The organism is Pseudomonas sp. KBN12P06040 (assembly GCF_037574965.1).
GTDB classification, from domain to species: Bacteria; Pseudomonadota; Gammaproteobacteria; order Pseudomonadales; family Pseudomonadaceae; genus Pseudomonas; species Pseudomonas aeruginosa.
In genome coordinates this window covers 3,986,877-4,007,897 of record NZ_JBBELS010000001.1, presented here as the reverse complement: position 1 = coordinate 4,007,897, position 21,021 = coordinate 3,986,877, and the positions used below count along the sequence as shown (strand labels likewise).

General features: G+C 66.6%; 21 protein-coding genes. 16 read left to right on the top strand and 5 right to left on the bottom strand.

From position 1 onward, the window contains the following. Positions 1-376: 376 nt before the first annotated feature. Positions 377-1,096 (top strand): transcriptional regulator LasR, encoded by a 720-nt coding sequence (gene lasR / locus VQ067_RS18815; protein ID WP_003082999.1) that lies wholly within the window; start codon positions 377-379, stop codon positions 1,094-1,096. Here the strand turns inward: lasR and rsaL are convergent. Continuing rightward, the gene (gene rsaL / locus VQ067_RS18810) at positions 1,086-1,328 is read right to left on the bottom strand and encodes a quorum-sensing transcriptional regulator RsaL (RefSeq protein WP_003083010.1); all 243 of its coding nucleotides are present in this window, start codon (positions 1,326-1,328) and stop codon (positions 1,086-1,088) included. The two genes, lasR and rsaL, sit on opposite strands and share 11 nt — an antisense overlap. A gap of 131 nt (positions 1,329-1,459) precedes the next feature. Here rsaL and lasI point away from each other — a divergent pair, with 131 nt between their 5' ends. Beyond that, complete coding sequence (gene lasI / locus VQ067_RS18805; RefSeq protein WP_003083017.1) at positions 1,460-2,065, top strand: acyl-homoserine-lactone synthase LasI; 606 nt, start codon at positions 1,460-1,462, stop codon at positions 2,063-2,065. A 106-nt stretch (positions 2,066-2,171) separates the two neighbouring features. Here the strand turns inward: lasI and lapD are convergent, their stop codons facing one another. Further along, positions 2,172-4,124, bottom strand: coding sequence for a cyclic di-GMP receptor LapD (gene lapD, locus VQ067_RS18800; protein WP_003116552.1), 1,953 nt, complete (start codon positions 4,122-4,124; stop codon positions 2,172-2,174). Continuing rightward, positions 4,125-4,838, bottom strand: coding sequence for a cysteine protease LapG (lapG, locus tag VQ067_RS18795; protein WP_003109917.1), 714 nt, complete (start codon positions 4,836-4,838; stop codon positions 4,125-4,127). It abuts the gene before it with no gap. A gap of 180 nt (positions 4,839-5,018) precedes the next feature. On the opposite strand from lapG, the gene mexM reads away from it, so the two are divergent. The 4 genes from mexM (at position 5,019) to VQ067_RS18775 (ending at position 11,499) form a co-directional block, all read left to right on the top strand. Next, the gene (mexM, locus tag VQ067_RS18790; RefSeq protein ID WP_003109918.1) at positions 5,019-6,176 is read left to right on the top strand and encodes a multidrug efflux RND transporter periplasmic adaptor subunit MexM; all 1,158 of its coding nucleotides are present in this window, start codon (positions 5,019-5,021) and stop codon (positions 6,174-6,176) included. After that, positions 6,173-9,283 carry a multidrug efflux RND transporter permease subunit MexN gene (gene mexN, locus VQ067_RS18785; protein ID WP_003109919.1) on the top strand — a complete coding sequence of 1,037 codons (3,111 nt, stop codon included), beginning with the start codon at positions 6,173-6,175 and terminating at the stop codon, positions 9,281-9,283. Before mexM ends, mexN begins: the two co-directional genes overlap by 4 nt. A gap of 103 nt (positions 9,284-9,386) precedes the next feature. Continuing rightward, positions 9,387-10,076, top strand: coding sequence for a heavy metal response regulator transcription factor (locus VQ067_RS18780; protein ID WP_003083028.1), 690 nt, complete (start codon positions 9,387-9,389; stop codon positions 10,074-10,076). Then, complete coding sequence (locus tag VQ067_RS18775) at positions 10,054-11,499, top strand: sensor histidine kinase (RefSeq protein WP_003083034.1); 1,446 nt, start codon at positions 10,054-10,056, stop codon at positions 11,497-11,499. The genes VQ067_RS18780 and VQ067_RS18775 overlap by 23 nt, the downstream gene beginning before the upstream one ends. Before the next feature lie 8 nt (positions 11,500-11,507). Here VQ067_RS18775 and VQ067_RS18770 read toward each other — a convergent pair whose 3' ends face one another. Next, positions 11,508-11,915 carry a YbaN family protein gene (locus tag VQ067_RS18770; RefSeq protein ID WP_003087079.1) on the bottom strand — a complete coding sequence of 136 codons (408 nt, stop codon included), beginning with the start codon at positions 11,913-11,915 and terminating at the stop codon, positions 11,508-11,510. Between the two features lie 11 nt (positions 11,916-11,926). After that, positions 11,927-12,514: a UPF0149 family protein gene (locus tag VQ067_RS18765; protein WP_003083037.1), complete on the bottom strand. Its 588-nt coding sequence runs from the start codon at positions 12,512-12,514 to the stop codon at positions 11,927-11,929. A gap of 187 nt (positions 12,515-12,701) precedes the next feature. Between VQ067_RS18765 and VQ067_RS18760 the strand changes: the two genes are divergently transcribed. The 10 genes from VQ067_RS18760 (at position 12,702) to VQ067_RS18715 (ending at position 21,008) form a co-directional block, all read left to right on the top strand. Continuing rightward, the gene (locus VQ067_RS18760; protein WP_021264529.1) at positions 12,702-13,985 is read left to right on the top strand and encodes a flagellar hook-length control protein FliK; all 1,284 of its coding nucleotides are present in this window, start codon (positions 12,702-12,704) and stop codon (positions 13,983-13,985) included. Between the two features lie 242 nt (positions 13,986-14,227). Further along, positions 14,228-14,749, top strand: a complete 522-nt coding sequence (gene fliL / locus VQ067_RS18755; protein WP_003083042.1) for a flagellar basal body-associated protein FliL — start codon at positions 14,228-14,230, stop codon at positions 14,747-14,749. Between the two features lie 7 nt (positions 14,750-14,756). Beyond that, the gene (gene fliM, locus VQ067_RS18750; protein ID WP_003083045.1) at positions 14,757-15,728 is read left to right on the top strand and encodes a flagellar motor switch protein FliM; all 972 of its coding nucleotides are present in this window, start codon (positions 14,757-14,759) and stop codon (positions 15,726-15,728) included. Between the two features lie 27 nt (positions 15,729-15,755). Beyond that, positions 15,756-16,229 carry a flagellar motor switch protein FliN gene (gene fliN, locus VQ067_RS18745; RefSeq protein ID WP_003083049.1) on the top strand — a complete coding sequence of 158 codons (474 nt, stop codon included), beginning with the start codon at positions 15,756-15,758 and terminating at the stop codon, positions 16,227-16,229. Position 16,230: 1 nt separating this feature from the next. Beyond that, positions 16,231-16,683 carry a flagellar biosynthetic protein FliO gene (fliO, locus tag VQ067_RS18740; RefSeq protein ID WP_003083051.1) on the top strand — a complete coding sequence of 151 codons (453 nt, stop codon included), beginning with the start codon at positions 16,231-16,233 and terminating at the stop codon, positions 16,681-16,683. Next, a complete protein-coding gene (gene fliP, locus VQ067_RS18735) occupies positions 16,680-17,447 on the top strand; it encodes a flagellar type III secretion system pore protein FliP (RefSeq protein ID WP_003083052.1) in 768 nt (255 codons plus the stop codon). The genes fliO and fliP overlap by 4 nt, the downstream gene beginning before the upstream one ends. Before the next feature lie 44 nt (positions 17,448-17,491). After that, on the top strand, positions 17,492-17,761 hold the full coding sequence (gene fliQ, locus VQ067_RS18730) for a flagellar biosynthesis protein FliQ (RefSeq protein ID WP_003083053.1): 270 nt from the start codon (positions 17,492-17,494) through the stop codon (positions 17,759-17,761). After that, positions 17,761-18,537: a flagellar biosynthetic protein FliR gene (gene fliR / locus VQ067_RS18725; protein WP_003133221.1), complete on the top strand. Its 777-nt coding sequence runs from the start codon at positions 17,761-17,763 to the stop codon at positions 18,535-18,537. The genes fliQ and fliR overlap by 1 nt, the downstream gene beginning before the upstream one ends. Before the next feature lie 2 nt (positions 18,538-18,539). Continuing rightward, on the top strand, positions 18,540-19,676 hold the full coding sequence (gene flhB, locus VQ067_RS18720; RefSeq protein WP_003083056.1) for a flagellar biosynthesis protein FlhB: 1,137 nt from the start codon (positions 18,540-18,542) through the stop codon (positions 19,674-19,676). A 72-nt stretch (positions 19,677-19,748) separates the two neighbouring features. Next, positions 19,749-21,008: a TPM domain-containing protein gene (locus VQ067_RS18715; RefSeq protein ID WP_029610406.1), complete on the top strand. Its 1,260-nt coding sequence runs from the start codon at positions 19,749-19,751 to the stop codon at positions 21,006-21,008. The last annotated feature ends 13 nt before the right edge of the window (positions 21,009-21,021 follow it).

Sequence of the window (21,021 nt, the reverse complement as noted above, 5' to 3'; positions counted from 1 at the left end):
ATCGCCCGGCCGAGAGCGGTCGCACGCGTGGCGATGGGCCGACAGTGAACCCGGGGACCAGGCGTGACTGGGTATTCAGTTCGCATAAAATGTGATCTAGATCACATTTAAACGTTTGCTTACCCTCTAGGACGGGTATCGTACTAGGTGCATCAAACGCCGCGGTCTATTGTTAAGTGGGACTGAAATGTGCCTTTCCGGCACAACGCCAACTCTATAGAGTGGGCTGACTGGACATCTTCAGGGGTCGTCGGGCACGGGCGCATGCGCCTCGGCAGGAAGCCGGGATTCTCGGACTGCCGTACAACGTGCCGGATATCGGGTGCCGAATCCATATTTGGCTGATTGGTTAATAGTTTAAGAAGAACGTAGCGCTATGGCCTTGGTTGACGGTTTTCTTGAGCTGGAACGCTCAAGTGGAAAATTGGAGTGGAGCGCCATCCTGCAGAAGATGGCGAGCGACCTTGGATTCTCGAAGATCCTCTTCGGCCTGTTGCCTAAGGACAGCCAGGACTACGAGAACGCCTTCATCGTCGGCAACTACCCGGCCGCCTGGCGCGAGCATTACGACCGGGCTGGCTACGCGCGGGTCGACCCGACGGTCAGTCACTGTACCCAGAGCGTACTGCCGATTTTCTGGGAACCGTCCATCTACCAGACGCGAAAGCAGCACGAGTTCTTCGAGGAAGCCTCGGCCGCCGGCCTGGTGTATGGGCTGACCATGCCGCTGCATGGTGCTCGCGGCGAACTCGGCGCGCTGAGCCTCAGCGTGGAAGCGGAAAACCGGGCCGAGGCCAACCGTTTCATGGAGTCGGTCCTGCCGACCCTGTGGATGCTCAAGGACTACGCACTGCAGAGCGGTGCCGGACTGGCCTTCGAACATCCGGTCAGCAAACCGGTGGTTCTGACCAGCCGGGAGAAGGAAGTGTTGCAGTGGTGCGCCATCGGCAAGACCAGTTGGGAGATATCGGTTATCTGCAACTGCTCGGAAGCCAATGTGAACTTCCATATGGGAAATATTCGGCGGAAGTTCGGTGTGACCTCCCGCCGCGTAGCGGCCATTATGGCCGTTAATTTGGGTCTTATTACTCTCTGATCTTGCCTCTCAGGTCGGCGAGCTGGCGATCGGTAATTTGCCCTTCTATATAGAAATGCAAAAGCAGATATATAGGGAAGGGCAGGTTCTCGCCATTCTCGAAACGACTGCCGCAGGATTGGCTTATCCCGAAGCGGCTCCAGAAAGTTTCCTGGCTTTCCCGTCGGGCGGTGCGGGTGGCCTTTGCCCGGAAGGCCATGTTTTGGGGCTGTGTTCTCTCGTGTGAAGCCATTGCTCTGATCTTTTCGGACGTTTCTTCGAGCCTAGCAAGGGTCCGGGTTCACCGAAATCTATCTCATTTGCTAGTTATAAAATTATGAAATTTGCATAAATTCTTCAGCTTCCTATTTGGAGGAAGTGAAGATGATCGTACAAATTGGTCGGCGCGAAGAGTTCGATAAAAAACTGCTGGGCGAGATGCACAAGTTGCGTGCTCAAGTGTTCAAGGAGCGCAAAGGCTGGGACGTTAGTGTCATCGACGAGATGGAAATCGATGGTTATGACGCACTCAGCCCTTATTACATGTTGATCCAGGAAGATACTCCTGAAGCCCAGGTTTTCGGTTGCTGGCGAATTCTCGATACCACTGGCCCCTACATGCTGAAGAACACCTTCCCGGAGCTTCTGCACGGCAAGGAAGCGCCTTGCTCGCCGCACATCTGGGAACTCAGCCGTTTCGCCATCAACTCTGGACAGAAAGGCTCGCTGGGCTTTTCCGACTGTACGCTGGAGGCGATGCGCGCGCTGGCCCGCTACAGCCTGCAGAACGACATCCAGACGCTGGTGACGGTAACCACCGTAGGGGTGGAGAAGATGATGATCCGTGCCGGCCTGGACGTATCGCGCTTCGGTCCGCACCTGAAGATCGGCATCGAGCGCGCGGTGGCCTTGCGTATCGAACTCAATGCCAAGACCCAGATCGCGCTTTACGGGGGAGTGCTGGTGGAACAGCGACTGGCGGTTTCATGACGGGGACCTGTCGGCTCGCGCCGGCGCGTTCTCTGTCGGAGAGGGAGCGCCTGGCGTCGATGCCGAATCCGCTGTAAAGCGAGTCCGACCCGCTCCGGACTCGCTATCAGGCATCCCCGGACCAGGGCGCCGGGCTGCCGAACAGGCGTCCCATGGCGCCACGCAAGCCCATTTCCCGCAGTACTTCGAGTTCACCGAGGGTTTCCACCTGTTCCGCGATCAACGGTAGATCGATGCTGTGGGTGGTGCGATAGACCGCTTCGATGAACAACCGCTTGTCGCCTTCCCGGTCGACGGCGTGCAGGTAGCAGCCGTCCAGCTTGAGGTAGGCCAGCCCCAGATGGGTAAGGTTGCCGATCAGGCTGAAGCGGCCGCCGAAATGCTGCAGGCCGAGACCGCAGCCCAGTTCGCGCAGGACCTGGCTGAGGCGCTCCAGTTCGGCCGCGGATGGCAGGTGCCGCTCGTCCAGTTCCAGGGTCAGCTGGCGCGCCTCCTGCGGATGCGCCTTGAGCAGGGCCAGTAGCGGGGCGAACGCCTGCGCATTGCGGACGCTGGCGGCCGACAGGCTCAGCGCCAGCGGCCGTGGATGGCGCCGCAGGTGCTCCAGGCTCTGTTCGAGCATCGCCAGGTCGAGACGCGCGGCCCAGCCGAAACGTTCTATCCAGGGCAGGAAGCGCCCGGCGGCGATGGCCGTGGCCTGCGGGTCGAGCAGGCGCGCGAGGACCTTGTGGTGGAGGACGCGCTGGGTGTCCAGGCAGTCCACCACCGGCTGGAAATAGAGCAGCAGGCGGCGCTCCGTCAGGGCCTGGTCGATCCAGTCGTGCCAGTCCTGGCTGTCGTTGAGCGCCGCGAGCGCGGTGCCGTCCTGGCTCGCCCAGGGCTGGGCGGGCTGGCTTTCGGCCTGGGCCAGGGCCTGGTCGGCACGGGCCAGGAGATCCGCGGGCGAGTCGCCTTCGGCGAACGCGCTGATACCGAGATAGGCGACCGGCGTGAGATCGCTGGCACCGGTGCGGGCAAGGTTCTCCAGGCCTTCGCAGAGTTCCTCGGCCAGGCGTTCGGCCTGCTCGCGGGAGCAACCGGGAGCCAGCACGGCGAACTCGCCGCCGCGGCTGCGGGCCAGCAGCCAGTCGGCGCGCCCTTGCTGGCCGCAGGAGTCGACCAGCAAGCGGGCGACCGCCTGGATCAGTTCATCCGTGCGTTGCCCGCCGAGACGCTGGTTCAGCCCGTTCAGGTCGTTCAGGCGCAGCAGCAGGAGCTGCCCGGCATGCTCGTGCTCGCCGGCACCCAGCTGTTCGTTGAGGCGGGCGTCGAACAGGCGCCGGTTGGGCAGGCCGGTGAGACTGTCCTGGTAGGCCTGGGCGCGTAGCTTGTCGCTACGCGCGGCCTCCTCGGCGAACAGCGTGCGAAGTTTCTCCACCATCTGGTTCATCGCCTGCACCACGCGGCGCAGCTCCGGCGTGCGCGGCAGCCTGGGCAGGCTGAGGAATTCCCGCCGGCTGATGGCATGGGCCTGGCGCACCATCTGGTCGAGCGGGCGCAGTTGGCGGCGCAGCAGCCAGCCGCCAAGCAGCAGGCTCACCGCGCCGCAGGCCAGCAACCAGTAGAGGCTGCCCAGGGCGCTGTCCCACAGGCGCGCCAGGGCGAATTGCGGATGGCTGACCACCTCGACCCGCGCCGCCTGTTCCCAGCCGCGCATGATCAGCGCGTCGCCACCCTGGGGCTGGAGATCCACCAGGCGTTCGAACCAGCCGGGCACCGTACGCTCGGCATGCGCTTGCACGCGCTCGACCAGCGGCTTGCCGCTCTTGATGTCGATCACCCGGATGCTGGCGAAGTAGCCGCTGTCGAAGATCGAGCTGACCATCAGTTGCACCATCGCCGGGTCGTCCACGTGTGGCGTCAGGGACAGGCCGAGGGCGGTGGCGGCGTCCTGGGCGTGGGAGCGCAACTGGCCGCGCAACTGCTCGCGGGAGTTCTCCACGCTGCTGACGAAGCTGCCGCTGAAGGCGACGACGAGGAACAGGCAGATGGCGAGGAACAATTGCTTGAGCAGTGACATTCAATCCTCCTTGGGGGCGTCGAGGTCGAGGCCTTCGGCGCGCATCTTGGTCAGCAGGTCCTGCCAGCGCGACAGCTTCTTGCTGTCGCCGGTCCGGCGTCCGCCGTCGGGTCCGGGCAGCCAGAGGCCCTCGGCATTGAAGGCGTACACCGGCAACAGGTCGTCGCGTTGCGAAGCGGGGCGGATCTCGCCGATCAGGTTGTCCAGCACCAGTGGGTCGGCGCCCGGGCTGGCGTACCAGGTCAGCACCATGTGCGCCTGGTTCAGGCGCAGGGCCTTGACGTAGGTGATGCGCAGCTTGTCGCTGGCGACGCCGAGGCGACGCAGGGTCACGTACTTGGCGATGGCGTAGTCCTCGCAGTCGGCTGCGCCCTTGACCAGCGCCTCGACCGGAGTCGCCCAGTAGTCTTCCTGCTGCCAGATTTCGATGTCGTCGGTGAAGCGTAGCGACTGGTTGAAGAAGTCGTTGACCGCGCGCAGCTTGGCCGCTTCGTCGAGCGTGCCGCCCTGTTCGAGCAGGCGGCCCCAGTCGCCCAGGCGTGATTTCGCCGCGCCCAGCTCGCCGTAGCGCTGCTCGGCACGGCTCAGTATCGACTCCAGGTCCCACTGCGCCAGCGCCGCGCCGACTGCCAGCAGCAATGTCGCCGCCAGCGACAGCAGCCAGGGGGCGTAGGCCCTGGGGCAGGGCCGGCGGGCGCCGGGGGTTGGGGACATCGAGCGGGCTCCGGAAGGACTCAGCGAAGTCTACGAGAGCGCCGGGCGGCCTGCCAGCGCGGGGTGTCCGGCGAAACTGACAGGATTGTCATTCAGGGGTCAGGGTGGGGTCCCGCTGCGCTGCTTATAAAGAAGAACGAAGTCGGCCGCGCGAGGCCGGCGACTGGGAAAGGTGGACAGATGCAGGCGTTGCGCAGTGGTGGGGGACGGGTCCTGGTGGGCGTGCTGGCGGCGGGCCTGGTCGCCTTCGGCGGTTGGGCATGGCTCGGCGGCGACGCCGGGGCGAAGGCGGCGCCCGCGCCGGCCAGGGTCCCGGTGAACGTGGCGCGGGTGGAGCGGCTCGACGTCGAGCAACAGGTCAGCGGCATCGGCACGGTGACTTCGTTGCACAACGTGGTGATCCGCACCCAGATCGACGGCCAGTTGACCCGCCTGCTGGTGAGCGAAGGGCAGATGGTCGAGGCGGGCGAGTTGCTGGCGACCATCGATGACCGCGCCGTCGTCGCCGCGCTGGAGCAGGCGCAGGCCTCCAGGGCGAGCAACCAGGCCCAGCTGAAATCCGCCGAGCAGGACCTGCAACGCTACCGCAGCCTGTATGCCGAGCGTGCGGTGTCACGCCAACTGCTGGACCAGCAGCAGGCGACGGTCGACCAGTTGCGCGCGACCCTGAAGGCCAACGATGCCACCATCAACGCCGAGCGGGTGCGCCTGTCCTACACCCGGATCACCTCGCCGGTATCCGGCAAGGTCGGTATCCGCAACGTCGATGTCGGCAACCTGGTGCGGGTCGGCGACAGTCTCGGCCTGTTCAGCGTGACCCAGATCGCACCGATCTCCGTAGTCTTCTCCCTGCAACAGGAACAGTTGCCCCAGTTGCAGGCGCTGCTCGGCGGCGAGGCGGCGGTGCGCGCCTACAGCCGCGACGGCGGGAGCGCGCTGGGCGAGGGCCGGTTGCTGACCATCGACAACCAGATCGACAGTTCCACCGGCACCATCCGCGTGCGCGCCTCCTTCGATAACCGCCAGGCCCGGCTCTGGCCCGGGCAGTTCGTCGCGGTGAGCCTGCACACCGGGGTCCGGCGCGACCAGTTGGTGCTGTCGAGCAAGGCGGTGCGCCGCGGCCTGGAGGGCAATTTCGTCTACCGGGTCGCCGCCGACCGGGTCGAGGCGGTGCCGGTGCGGGTGCTCCAGGACATCGACGGCCTCAGTGTGGTGGAAGGCCTGGCCAGCGGTGACCAGGTGGTGGTGGACGGCCACTCGCGGCTGATGCCCGGCGCCCTGGTCGATATCCAGGAGCCGCGCCCGAGCCTGGCCCAGGCCACGGAGCGGCGGCCGTGACGCCGCGCGCCGGGATTTCCGGCTGGTGCGTACGGCACCCGATCGCCACCGCGCTGCTGACCCTGGCCTCGCTGCTGCTGGGGCTGCTGGCGTTCCTCCGGCTCGGCGTGGCGCCGTTGCCGGAGGCGGACTTCCCGACCATCCAGATCAACGCCTTGCTGCCCGGCGGTAGCCCGGAAACCATGGCCTCGTCGGTGGCCACCCCCTTGGAAGTGCAGTTCAGCGCGATTCCCGGGATCACCGAGATGACCTCCAGCAGCGCCCTGGGCACTACCACCCTGACCCTGCAGTTCAGCCTCGACAAGAGCATCGACGTCGCCGCCCAGGAAGTCCAGGCGGCGATCAACGCCGCGGCCGGGCGGCTGCCGGTGGACATGCCGAACCTGCCGACCTGGCGCAAGGTCAACCCGGCGGACAGCCCGATCATGATCCTGCGGGTCAACTCGGAGATGATGCCGCTGATCGAACTCAGCGATTACGCCGAGACCATCCTCGCCCGCCAGCTCAGCCAGGTGAACGGCGTGGGGCAGATCTTCGTGGTCGGCCAGCAGCGCCCGGCGATCCGCATCCAGGCCCAGCCGGAAAAGCTCGCCGCCTACCAGCTGACCCTGGCCGACCTGCGCCAGTCGTTGCAGTCGGCCAGCGTCAACCTGGCCAAGGGCGCGCTCTACGGCGAGGGGCGGGTGTCGACCCTCGCGGCCAACGACCAGTTGTTCAACGCCAGCGACTATGACGACCTGGTGGTCGCCTACCGCCAGGGCGCGCCGGTGTTCCTCAAGGACGTGGCGCGGATCGTCTCGGCGCCCGAGGACGACTACGTGCAGGCCTGGCCGAACGGCGTGCCCGGGGTGGCGCTGGTGATCCTGCGCCAGCCTGGGGCGAACATCGTCGATACCGCCGACGCGATCCAGGCCGCGCTGCCACGCCTGCGCGAGATGCTCCCGGCGACCATCGAGGTAGACGTGCTCAACGATCGCACCCGGACCATCCGCTCGTCGTTGCACGAGGTCGAACTGACCCTGCTGCTGACCATTGGCCTGGTGGTGCTGGTGATGGGCCTGTTCCTCCGCCAGCTGTCGGCGACCCTGATCGTCGCCACGGTGCTGGCGGTGTCCCTGAGCGCCAGCTTCGCGGCGATGTACGTGCTCGGCTTCACCCTCAACAACCTGACCCTGGTGGCGCTGATCATCGCCGTCGGCTTCATCGTCGACGACGCCATCGTGGTCGTGGAGAACATCCACCGACACCTGGAAGCGGGCGCCTCGAAGGTCGAGGCGGCGCTCAAGGGCGCGGCGGAGATCGGCTTTACCGTGATTTCCATCAGCTTCTCGCTGATCGCCGCGTTCATTCCCCTGCTGTTCATGGGCGGGATCGTCGGCCGGCTGTTTCGCGAATTCGCGGTCAGCGTGACGGTGGCGATCCTGATCTCGGTGGTCGCTTCGCTGACCCTGGCGCCGATGCTGGCTTCGCGCTTCATGCCGGCATTGCGGCATGCCGAAGCGCCGAGAAAGGGCTTCGCCGAATGGCTGACCGGCGGCTACGAACGCGGCCTGCGCTGGGCGCTCGGGCACCAGCGGCTGATGCTGGTCGGCTTCGCCTTTACCGTGCTGGTGGCGGTGGCCGGCTACGTCGGGATTCCCAAGGGTTTCTTCCCCTTGCAGGACACCGCCTTCGTCTTCGGCACGAGCCAGGCTGCCGAGGATATCTCCTACGACGACATGGTCGCCAAGCACCGGCAACTGGCCGAGATCATCGCCAGCGACCCGGCGGTGCAGAGCTACAACCATGCGGTGGGCGTCACCGGCGGTAGCCAGAGCCTGGCCAACGGACGTTTCTGGATCGTCCTCAAGGACCGTGGCGAGCGCGATGTCTCGGTCGGTGAGTTCATCGACCGGCTGCGCCCGCAACTGGCCAAGGTGCCGGGAATCATGCTCTACCTGCGCGCGGCGCAGGACATCAACCTCAGTTCCGGACCCTCGCGGACCCAGTACCAGTACGCCCTGCGCAGCAGCGACAGCACCCAGCTGGCGCTCTGGGCGCAACGCCTCACCGAGCGCCTGAAGCAGGTGCCGGGGCTGATGGATGTGTCCAACGACCTGCAGGTCGGCGCCAGCGTCACCGCGCTGGACATCGACCGGGTGGCCGCGGCGCGTTTCGGCCTCAGCGCCGAGGATGTCAGCCAGACCCTCTACGACGCCTTCGGCCAGCGCCAGGTCGGCGAGTACCAGACCGAGGTCAACCAGTACAAGGTGGTCCTCGAACTCGATGCGCGCCAGCGCGGCCGCGCGGAAAGCCTGGACTGGTTCTACCTGCGCTCGCCGCTGAGCGGCGAGATGGTCCCGCTGTCGGCCATCGCCAAGGTCGCGGCGCCGCGCTCCGGGCCGCTGCAGATCAACCACAACGGCATGTTCCCGGCGGTCAACCTGTCCTTCAACCTGGCTGCCGGGGTGTCCCTCGGCGAGGCGGTGCAGGCGGTGCAGCGCGCCCAGGAGGAGATCGGCATGCCCTCGACCATTATCGGCGTGTTCCAGGGCGCGGCGCAGGCCTTCCAGAGCTCGCTGGCCTCGCAACCGCTGCTGATCCTCGCCGCGCTGATCGCGGTGTACATCATCCTCGGCGTGCTCTACGAGAGTTTCGTGCATCCGCTGACGATCCTTTCGACCCTGCCCTCGGCGGGGATCGGCGCGGTGTTCCTGCTCTGGGCCTGGGGCCAGGACTTCTCGATCATGGCGCTGATCGGCATCGTGCTGCTGATCGGTATCGTCAAGAAGAACGGCATCCTCATGGTCGACTTCGCCATCGTCGCCCAGCGCGAGCAGGGAATGAGCGCGGAGCAGGCGATCTACCAGGCCTGCCTGACCCGTTTCCGGCCGATCATGATGACCACCCTGGCCGCGCTGCTGGGCGCGATACCCCTGATGATCGGCTTCGGCACCGGTTCCGAGCTGCGCCAGCCTCTGGGCATCGCGGTGGTCGGCGGGCTGCTGGTGAGCCAGGTGTTGACCCTGTTCAGCACGCCGGTGGTATACCTGGCCCTGGAGCGGCTGTTCCACCGGCGCGGGGCGACGACCTCGGACGGCGGAACCGCTGGGGCGACGGCGTCATGAGGCGTAACGGACGCGGCTTTCCTGGACGGCGGCGCGTGGCTAGGATGCAGGCAGGCATGCGTCCCGCCCGGGATGCGAAGGCGAACAGAGGATCGGGCGATAGATGCGGGTACTGATTGTCGAGGACGAGGCGAAGACGGCGGACTACCTGAACCGTGGCCTCAGCGAACAGGGGTTCACCGTGGACCTGGCGGACAACGGCATCGACGGTCGCCACCTGGCGCTCCATGGCGAGTACGACGTGATCGTGCTCGACGTGATGCTGCCGGGCGTCGACGGCTACGGCGTTCTGCGGGCGTTGCGCGAGCGGCGGCAGACCCCGGTGATCATGCTCACCGCGCGCGAGCGCGTGGAAGACCGGGTGCGCGGGCTGCGCGAGGGCGCTGACGACTACCTGATCAAGCCGTTCTCCTTCCTCGAACTGGTTGCCCGCCTGCAGGCCCTGACCCGGCGCGGCGGCAACCACGAAAGCCATTCGCAGATGCGCATCGCCGACCTGTCCATCGACCTGCTCAGCCGCAAGGTCTTCCGCGGCAACACTCGCCTGGAGCTGACTGCCAAGGAGTACGCGCTGCTCTGCGTGCTGGCCCAGCGCAGCGGCGAGATCCTGTCGAAGACGGCGATCGCCGAACTGGTCTGGGACATCAACTTCGATACCGATACCAATGTCGTGGAGGTGGCGATCAAGCGCCTGCGCGCCAAGCTCGACGGTCCGTTCGAGAACAAGCTGCTGCATACCATCCGGGGCATGGGCTACGTCCTGGAGAACCGTGCGCTGGCGGAGTCGGGCTGAGGTGGGCATGTCCTTGTCGACCCGCCTGGCGGGAATGTTCGCCGGCGCCGCGGTGGTGATCTTCGCCCTCATCGGCACCATGCTCTATTGCATCCTCGACCGCCAGACCGAGCGCCTGCAGCAGGGCGAGGTGGACGTGCGCTTCAACATGGTCTCGCGGATGCTCGACCACCCCGACCTGGCCGAACGCTGGCCGCACCTGCAGGGCAAGCTGGACAACCTGAGCCAGGAGTACGAGCTGATCCGTTTCTGGATCGACAGCGACGACCCGCGCTATCACTACGGGCGCTTCAGCGAACCGGTGCAGCGGTTGATCGCCGATGGCGCCGGCCGCTACGAACTGGAGTTGCCGGAGCACCGGTACGCGCTGACCGCGCGGGTCGGCGTGTTGCCGGCGCGCGAGGGGCGGCCGCGGCTGACCTACGTCACCGCCATCGACAGCGCGGCGTTCCATGAGGCGCGGACCTCCACCCTGAAATGGCTGCTCGGCCTGTCCGCCCTCGGTGTGCTGCTGGCCTCGTTGCTGGGCCACTGGATCGCCCGCCTGGGCCTGTGGCCGGTGCATCGGCTCTCCGAGGAGGCCCGGCGGATCAGCCCGCGGCAGTTGTCGCAGCGCTTGCAGCTCTCGCCGCTGCCGGCCGAGCTGCGCGAGCTGGTGGGAGCGTTCAACGGCGCCCTGGACCGCCTGGAGCAGGCCTACGTGCGCCTGGAGTCGTTCAATGCCGACGTCGCCCACGAGCTGCGCACGCCATTGACCAACCTGATCGGCCAGACCCAGGTGGCGTTGTCCCGCGAACGCAGCGGCGAACATTACGAAGAGGTCCTGCAATCCAACCTGGAGGAGCTGGAGCGGCTGCGGGCGATCGTCAACGACATGCTGTTCCTCGCCCGCGCCGACCAGGGACGCCTGGCCTGCGAGCGCGAGGAAACCTCGCTGGCCGGCGAGATCGCCACCACGGTGGATTTCCTCGAGGTGATCTTCGACGAGGCCGGGGTCGGTATCGAGGTGCGCGGCGAGGCCCGCGCGCTGGTCGAGCGCGCCCTGTTCCAGCGGGCGGTGACCAACCTGCTGTACAACGCCGCCCAGCACACCGCCGCCGGCGGCACGCTGCGGGTCGGCGTCGAGCGGCGCGGCGACGAAGTGCGGGTGGCGGTGAGCAACCCCGGCGTGCCGATCGCCGACGAGCACCGCAGGCACCTGTTCGAACGCTTCTATCGGGTCGACGCGGCGCGCAGCAACAGCGAGGCCAACCACGGCCTCGGCCTGTCCATCGTCAAGGCGGTGGCGAGCATGCACGGCGGTTCGGTGTTCGTCGACAGCGCGGACGGCTGGAACACCTTCGGCTTCACCGTGCTGAGCCCCGAGCGGCGCGGGCCCGGCGACCGCTTGCCGCTGGGCGAGGGCGATCCGGCGCTGTCCTGAGCGGGCCATCAGGCGTCGTGCGGCGGGCGGGTCTTCTGGCGGAGGATATAGATGCTGACCAGTACCGCGCTGGTCAGCATGAAGCCCTGGGCCCAGGGGCGTCGGACCAGGTAGCAGGAAAGGGCGATGCTGGCCCACATCAGGCCGATGGCGTAGACCTTGCCCTTGAGCGGGATGCCTTCGCCGTCGAGATAGTCGCGGATCCACGGGCCGAGCCGTGGATGGCCGACCAGCCAGTGGTAGAAGCGCGGCGAGCTGCGCATGAAGCAGGCCGCCGCGAGGAGCAGGAAAGGCGTGGTCGGCAGCACCGGCAGGAAGATGCCGATCACGCCCAGGGCTACGCTTAGGAAACCCACGGCCTGGAGGCTATAGCGCACCCAGGCGCGAGCGCTCGGGCGAATTTCCCGCTGCGCCACCGCGGCGCTCCTTAGTGCGTGCGCGGCTTGAGCAGGGCGGGCTTTTCTTCCGGCGCCTGGCAGAGCAGGAACAGGTTGGTCAGCAGGTCGGGAATCTGCGCGACCATGTCGTCCACCAGGTGGCGGTCGCGGGCGATCTCGTCGAACTCGGGCTGCTCGTCGAACAGGCCGGAGCCGACCATGATCGGCAGCAGCAGCTCGCTGACTTCCTCCTCGGCCTGCTCGAACCAGACTTCCTCGCGAAGGAACACGCCTTCCATGAAGCCGATGCACCAGCCGCGCAGGTCGGAGTCGTCCGGCTCGTCGCCAAGGTCGAGGTCGCAGGGCAGCTCGAGGTCTTCGTCGCTGGCCAACACGCGGGTGATGTGCGCCTTGAGCTGCTCGAGGGAAGTCTCGATCTCCTGGCGCTCCTCATCGCTGCGGTAGTGCGGCGGTTCGGCGAACAGGGCGTCGATCCACTCCCGCTCCGGCACCTGCTCCGGGCAGATGGAGAGGGCGGTCAGGTAGCCGTGGGTCGCCACGTAGTCCAGCGCTTCTTCGTGCAGGTCATCGGCATCGAGGAAGGCTTGCAGACGGGACAGTTTTTCGGCGAAGGACATCAGGGTACTACCTCGGGAGGGATGCGGCTCTGGATTGTAGTCCAGACGGGACCTGCGGGCAAAGCGAGCGTGCCTGCTGCGGCGCCCTGGCGAGCGTTTCACGGACGCTCTCGGCGAAGTTGGCCCGGACCTTGCTTCATCCCTTGCGCAAGCCACGATGCAATCCCTTCGCAAATGGAGAATTCCCATGGCCGTCGCCCCTGGTGTGTTGTTGCCGCCGACGCCTGATGTAAAGCCCAAGGCCGCTGCGCCGAAGAGCCAGCAGAAAACGCCTGAGCCCAGTAACGACAAGACTTCCAGCTTCTCCGACATGTATGCCAAGGAGACCGCGAAGAAGCCCGCCGAGCGCGCCGACGGTCCCTCCAAGGGTTCGCGGGACAAGCCGCGGGACGCCGGCAAGGAGGCTGCCGAGGCGCAGCCGACGGATACCGCCGGGCAACCGGCCGTTGCCGAAGACGGCAAGCCTTTGCCGGCCGACGGCCAGGCCAAGGCCGACGGCGAAAATAAAGTCGAAACGCCGGTCGATCCGCTGCAACTGCTCGGCCTCGGCGGCGCCGTGCCGATGCTCGACGAGAATACCCAGGCGACTTTGCTGCCGCCGGCCGTGCCGACGGCCAGCAGTGCTCCGGCCAGCCTGACCGAAGCCAGCAGCGACCCGACCCTGGTCAAGCTCAACGGCGTTCCGGCAGTGAACATGGCCCTGGAGCAGGGTGCCCAGGACGCCGCGCAGGCGGCGAAAGGCGGGCCGGCGAAGAGCGCCGATCCGCGCCAGGCGAACCTCGGCGATGCCCTTGCCAGCCTGACCTCGGATTCCTTGACCAAGGCCGTCGACGGCAAGGCGCTCGAGGCCCAGTTGCAGCAGACCGCCGAGCCGGCCGTCGCCAGCGCCGCCTCCGAGAGCCTGCTGGAGAGCAAGGCGGAACCCCGCGGTGAACCTTTCGCGGCCAAGCTCAACGGGCTGACTCAGGCCATGGCGCAACAGGCCCTGACCAACCGTCCGGTGAACGGCACGGTGCCCGGCCAGCCGGTGGCGATGCAGCAGAACGGCTGGAGCGAGGCGGTGGTGGACCGGGTGATGTGGATGTCCAGCCAGAACCTGAAGTCGGCGGAGATCCAGCTCGACCCCGCCGAGCTGGGACGCCTGGACGTGCGCATCCACATGACCGCCGACCAGACCCAGGTGACCTTCGCCAGTCCCAACGCCGGCGTTCGCGACGCCCTGGAAAGCCAGATGCACCGGCTGCGCGACATGTTCAGCCAGCAGGGCATGAACCAACTCGACGTGAACGTCTCCGACCAGTCGCTGGCGCGGGGCTGGCAGGGCCAGCAGCAGGGCGAGGGCGGATCGGCGCGCGGACGCGGCTTTGCCGGCGAGGCCTCGGGCGATGAGGAAACCCTTGCCGGAGTCAGCGAGATCCGCAGCCGGCCGGGTTCCTCGGCGGCGCGCGGTCTGGTCGACTACTACGCCTGAGGCGAACGACTGCATTTCCCCTTTGGGCCTCCTGCGGGAGGCCTTTCTTTTTCCGGAGCGGGCGATTTCGCAAAAGACGGGGATGATTTCCTGTGGCCAGGCTGTAATATCCGCGCCGTCTATCATCTCGGACAGCATTCCGGGGCTGGCCCCAGGGGCGGGGCGGCGTTGCAGAAATGGCACAACCCTTGCTCTGCCCCTGTGAAACCCTTCATTTGACGCTATAGCGACGGATTTTTGGCATGGCTAAGAAAGAGGCGACACCCGCCGACGCGGGGGCTCCGAGCGGCGGCAAGAGCAAGCTGAAGCTGATCCTGCTGATCGTGGTCGGCCTGCTGCTGGCGATCGGCCTGTCGGTGGGCGGCACCTGGTTCTTCCTCAGCAAGTCGCTGAAGGCCGAGAAGACCGAGGAAGTCGCCAGCGAGGCGGCGAAGCCGGGCAAGCAGCCGGCGCTCTACGAGATCCTGGCGCCGGCCTTCGTCGTCAACTTCAACCAGAACGGCCGGCAGCGCTACATGCAGGTCGGCGTCGCGTTGATGGGGCGCGACAAGGCGCAGATGGACGCATTGCGCGAGCACATGCCGCTGGTTCGCAATAAACTGGTGATGCTGTTCTCGAGTCAGAGTTTCGACTCGCTGGTGACGCCGGTGGGCAAGGAAATGCTCCGCCAGCAGGCGACCGCCGGATTGCAGGAACTGGCCAAGAAGGAAACCGGCCAACTGGCTATCGAACAAGTGTTGTTCACCAATTTCGTGCTGCAGTAGGTATCCCATGGCCGTGCAAGATCTGCTTTCCCAGGATGAAATCGACGCGCTGTTGCACGGCGTCGACGATGGCCTGGTGGAAACCGAAGTCGAGGCGACGCCGGGATCGGTCAAGTCCTATGACCTGACCAGCCAGGACCGCATCGTCCGGGGCCGCATGCCGACCCTGGAGATGATCAACGAGCGTTTCGCCCGCTACACCCGCATCAGCATGTTCAACCTGCTGCGCCGTTCGGCCGACGTCGCGGTCGGCGGCGTGCAGGTGATGAAGTTCGGCGAGTACGTGCACTCGCTGTACGTTCCCACCAGCCTCAACCTGGTGAAGATGAAGCCGCTGCGCGGCACCGCGCTGTTCATCCTCGACGCCAAGCTGGTGTTCAAGCTGGTGGACAACTTCTTCGGCGGCGACGGCCGCCACGCCAAGATCGAGGGCCGCGAGTTCACCCCGACCGAACTGCGGGTGGTGCGGATGGTGCTGGAGCAGGCCTTCGTCGATCTGAAGGAAGCCTGGCAGGCGGTGCTGGAGATGAACTTCGAGTACGTCAACTCGGAGGTCAACCCGGCCATGGCCAACATCGTCAGTCCCAGCGAGGTGGTGGTGGTCTCCACCTTCCACATCGAACTGGACGGCGGTGGCGGCGACCTGCACATCACCATGCCCTATTCGATGATCGAGCCGATCCGCGAGATGCTCGACGCCGGTTTCCAGTCCGACCACGACGACCAGGACGAGCGCTGGATCAAGGCCCTGCGCGAGGACGTGCTCGACGTCCAGGTACCGCTCGGCGCCACCGTGGTCCGCCGCCAGCTCAAGCTGCGCGACATCCTGCACATGCAGCCGGGCGACGTGATCCCGGTGGAGATGCCGGAACACATGGTGATGCGCGCCAACGGCGTGCCCGCCTTCAAGGTCAAGCTGGGCGCCCACAAGGGCAACCTGGCGCTACAGATTCTCGAAGCGGTCGAGCGCTCGCGCTGATCGCTTCCCCCGGAGGAAAGACGAACCATGGCAGACGAAGAAAAAGTGACCACCGAGGAACAGGCACTGGCCGACGAGTGGGCGGCGGCGCTGGCCGAGGCGGGCGACGCCAGCCAGGACGACATCGATGCGCTGATGGCCCAGGGCGGCGCGACCCCCGTGGCGGAGCCGAGCACCCCGCGGGCGCCGATGGAAGAGTTCGGCGCTTCGCCGAAGGCGCCGACCATTTCCGGCCTGGAGGGGCCCAACCTGGATGTGATCCTGGACATCCCGGTGACCATTTCCATGGAGGTCGGGCATACCGACATCAGCATCCGCAACCTGCTGCAGCTGAACCAGGGGTCGGTGATCGAACTCGATCGCCTGGCCGGCGAGCCGCTGGACGTACTGGTCAACGGCACCCTGATCGCCCACGGCGAGGTGGTGGTGGTGAACGAGAAGTTCGGCATCCGCCTGACCGACGTGATCAGTCCCAGCGAACGCATCAAGAAGCTGCGCTGACATGCGTCGCTACCTGTTCGCCGGCTTCCTGCCGGCACTCGCCTCGCTGAGCGCGCCGCTGTGCGCCGCGGAGGGGACGACGGGTGCCGCCGCGCCGACGGTGGGCGCCGCTTCCGGCGCCGCCGCGCAACTGGCCCAACTGGTGCTCGGCCTGGGCCTGGTGATCGGCCTGATCTTCCTGCTCGCCTGGCTGGTGCGCCGGGTGCAACAGGCCGGTCCGCGCGGCAACCGCTTGATCCGCACCCTCGCCAGCCAGCCGCTGGGTCCGCGCGACCGGCTGGTGCTGGTGCAGGTCGGCGAGGAGCAGATCCTGCTCGGCCTGACGCCCGGCCGGATCACGCCGCTGCACGTGCTCAAGGAGCCGGTACACCTGCCGGACGGCGAGCCGGCCACGCCGGAATTCGCCCAGCGCCTGCTGGAGCTGCTGAACAAGGACCCCAAGGGTAAGCCATGACTCCGCGCATCTCCCTGGCCGGCGCGCTCGCCGCGCTCTGCCTCCTGCTGCTGGCGCCGTGGCCGGCGCTGGCCGCCGACCCGACATCGATCTCGGCGATCACCGTGACCACCAACGGCCAGGGCCAGCAGGAGTATTCGGTCAGCCTGCAGATCCTGCTGATCATGACCGCGCTGAGCTTCATCCCGGCGTTCGTCATGCTGATGACCAGCTTCACCCGGATCATCATCGTCTTCTCCATCCTGCGCCAGGCGCTGGGCCTGCAATCGACGCCGTCGAACCAGGTGCTGGTGGGGCTGGCGCTGTTCCTGACCATGTTCGTCATGGCCCCGGTGTTCGACAAGATCAACAGCCAGGCCCTGCAGCCCTACCTGAACGAGCAGATTCCCGCCCAGGAAGCCCTGCAAAAGGCCGAGGTCCCGCTGAAGGCGTTCATGCTGGCGCAGACTCGCACCTCCGACCTGGAGCTGTTCGTGCGCCTGTCCAAGCGCACCGACATCGGCAGCCCGGAGGCGACGCCGCTGACCATCCTGGTCCCGGCCTTCGTCACGTCCGAGCTGAAGACCGCGTTCCAGATCGGCTTCATGATCTTCATCCCGTTCCTGATCATCGACCTGGTGGTGTCCAGCGTGCTGATGGCGATGGGCATGATGATGCTGTCGCCGCTGATCATTTCCCTGCCGTTCAAGATCATGCTGTTCGTCCTGGTGGATGGCTGGGCGCTGATCATCGGGACGCTGGCGGGCAGTTTCGGCACCGTCTAGCGGTGCCGCCGGCTTGACGCGCCGCTGGCGCGCTGGAGAGAGACATGACCCCTGAGGTGGCACTCGACCTGTTCCGCGAGGCGTTGTGGCTGACGGCGATGATCGTCGGCGTGCTGGTGGTTCCGAGCCTGCTGGTCGGTCTCGTGGTGGCGATGTTCCAGGCCGCCACCCAGATCAACGAACAGACCCTGAGCTTCCTGCCGCGCCTGATGGTGATCCTGCTCACCCTGATCGTGCTGGGCCCCTGGCTGCTGCGGCAGCTGATGGAATACACCCAGACGCTGATCGGCAACATCCCGCTGCTGATCGGCTGATGCTGGAGCTGACCAACGCACAGATCGGCGGCTGGATCGCCAGCTTCGTGCTGCCGCTGTTCCGGGTCGCGGCGCTGCTGATGACCATGCCGGTGATCGGCACCCAGCTGGTGCCGGTGCGGGTGCGCCTCTACCTGGCGCTGGGCGTCTGCGTGGTGCTGGTGCCGAACCTGCCGCCGATGCCGCAGGTGGACGCGCTGAGCATGAAGGCCATGCTGCTGATCGGCGAGCAGATCCTGGTCGGCGCCTTGCTCGGCTTTTCCCTGCAGTTGCTGTTCCACGCCTTCGTGATCGCCGGGCAGATCATCTCGATGCAGATGGGCCTGGGCTTCGCTTCCATGGTCGATCCGGCCAACGGCGTCTCGGTGCCGGTGCTTGGCCAGTTCTTCACCATGCTGGTGACGCTGCTGTTCCTGGCGATGAACGGCCACCTGGTAGTGTTCGAGGTGATCGCCGAGAGCTTCGTCACCCTGCCGGTGGGCGAGGGCCTGAGCGGCAACCATTTCTGGATCATCGCCGGCAAGCTCGGCTGGGTGATGGGCGCAGCGCTGCTGCTGGCGCTGCCGGCGATCACCGCGCTGCTGGTGGTGAACCTCGCCTTCGGCGCCATGACCCGCGCGGCGCCGCAACTGAACATCTTCTCCATCGGCTTTCCATTGACCCTGGTGCTGGGCCTGGTGATCCTCTGGATCGGCACCGCCGACCTGCTCAGCCAGTACCAGGTGCTGGCCGGCGAGGCCCTGCAATTCCTCCGTGAACTGGTGCGGGCGAGGTAGCCATGGCCGAGAGCGAGAGCGGGCAGGACAAGACAGAGGAACCCACGGAGAAACGCCGCCGCGAGGCGCGCGAGAAAGGGCAGTTACCGCGTTCGCGGGAGCTGAACACCCTGGCCATCCTCATGGCCGGCGCCGGCGGCCTGCTGATCTACGGCGCCGACCTGGCGGGCGCCCTGTTGCGCCTGATGCGCAGCAATTTCGAGCTGTCCCGGGAAACCGCGATGAATACCGAGAGCATGCTGCAATTGCTCGGCGCTTCGGCCTACCTGGCGGCCCAGGGGCTGTGGCCGATCCTGCTGATGCTGCTGGTGGCGGCGATCGTCGGGCCGATCGCCCTCGGCGGCTGGCTGTTCTCGATGGACGCCCTGCAACCCAAGTTCAGCCGGCTCAACCCGCTGTCGGGGCTGAAACGGATGTTTTCCGCCAAGTCGCTGCTCGAACTGAGCAAGGCGCTGATCAAGTTCCTAGTGGTGCTGGCGGTGGCCCTGCTGGTGCTCTCCGCCGACCGCGACGCCCTCCTGGCGCTGGCGCACCAGCCGCTCGAGCAGGCGATCCTGCACAGCGTGCGGGTGGTCGGCTGGAGCGCCTTCTGGATGGCCTGCAGCCTGCTGCTGATCGCCGCGGTGGACGTGCCCTACCAGATCTGGGACAACCGCCAGAAGCTGCTGATGACCAAGCAGGAAGTCCGCGACGAATACAAGGACTCCGAGGGCAAGCCCGAGGTCAAGTCGAAGATCCGCCAGATGCAGCGCGAGATGGCGCAGAGACGGATGATGGCGGCAGTGCCGGAGGCCGACGTGGTGATCACCAACCCGACCCACTTCGCCGTAGCCCTGAAGTACGACCCGGCGGGCGGCGGGGCGCCGCTGCTGCTGGCCAAGGGCAACGATTTCCTGGCCCTGAAGATCCGCGAGGTGGCCCAGGAGCACAAGGTGATGGTCATGGAGTCGCCGGCGCTGGCGCGAGCGGTGTACTACTCCACCGAGCTGGACCAGGAGATTCCCGCCGGGCTCTATCTCGCCGTGGCCCAGGTACTGGCCTATGTCTACCAGCTCAAGCAGTACCAGGCCGGCAAGGGCAAGCGGCCGAGCCCGTTGAAGGACCTGCCGATCCCGCCGGACCTGCGTCGCGACGAGTGACCGGGCTGGAGCTGCGCGCCGCGCTGTGGCAGCCTTGGCCGATACCCGCTCGGGATGAGAGCTTTGCCGTTCATGGATCGAACCTTGTCTGATCGTATTTTCCCGCCTGTCCTCCTGTTGCTCGCCCTGGCCTGGCTGCTGCCCTGGATGCCTGCGCACGCCGAAGCGCCGGCGGAATGGGTCGCCTTGCCCCTGTCGGAGCGGCTGGTGGATGCCACCCACACGCTGGACGAGGCGACGCGCCAACGCCTGGTGGAGAAGCTCGAGGCGCTGGAGCGGCGACGCGGTGCGCAGATCGCGGTGGTGATGCTGCCGACTACCGGTACCCTCGATATCGAAGCCTTCTCCGACAAGCTGTTCCAGGCCTGGAAGCTCGGCCGCAAGGCGGTCGACGACGGTCTGCTGCTGGTGGTGGCCAAGGATGACCGGCGCATGCGCATCGAGGTCGGCTACGGCCTGGAGGGTGCGGTGCCCGATGTGGTCGCCGGACGGATCATTCGCGAGCGGATGGCCCCGGCATTTCGCGAGGGTGACTACGCCGGCGGGATCGAGGCCGCGGTGGACGAGCTGATCCGCCTGGTCGACGGCGAAACGCTGCCGGCGGCCGCGTCGTCGGGTGCGCCGAAAGTCTCGCTGGGGCAATTGCCGGCGGAAGCCTGGGCGCTGCTGGTCGCCTTCATCTACGGATCGTTGGCCGGAGTGCTGTTGAGTGCCCGGGCGCTGCGCTGGCCCTGGCTGCTCGGCGGGGCGCTGCTCTGCTGGCTGTTGGGCACGCTGGCCGGCGCTTCCGGCGAATGGATGAGCGTGCTGCTGGTCGCTCCGCTGTGCATGCTGGTCGGCGGCGCGACCTTCGGCGCGCTGTGGACGGTGCGCCCGGCCTTCTACCTGGTGATCGGCGTACTGGTCTATGTAGCCCTGCTCGGGCTGGCGGCGCATTGGTTCAGCGCGGTGTCCTTCATCTACGGCCTGCTGTGGCCGGCCGGGGTGCTGATGCTGGCGGTTCTCTGCTGGTCGAACTACCGCCTGATGCGCTCGCTGTGGCGCGAGCGGCGGAAAAGTTTCCACCGCCGACTGTGGGCGTTGCTGGCGGCCTACCTGCTGCTCGGATTGCTGTCCGGTGGCCTGGACGCACCGCTGGTCTGGCTGGCCCTGCTACCGTTCCAGCTCATGCTCGGGCTGCTGGTGTTCGGCCAGGTACGCCTGAGTGGGGGTGGTGGAGGCTCGTCGGGAAGCTCCGGCGGCGGTTCCTCCTCCTCTTCCTCCTCGTCGTCCGGCGGCTTTTCCGGGGGCGGTGGTTCCAGCGGCGGAGGCGGTGCCTCGGGCAGTTGGTAATGGGTTCCCGTTC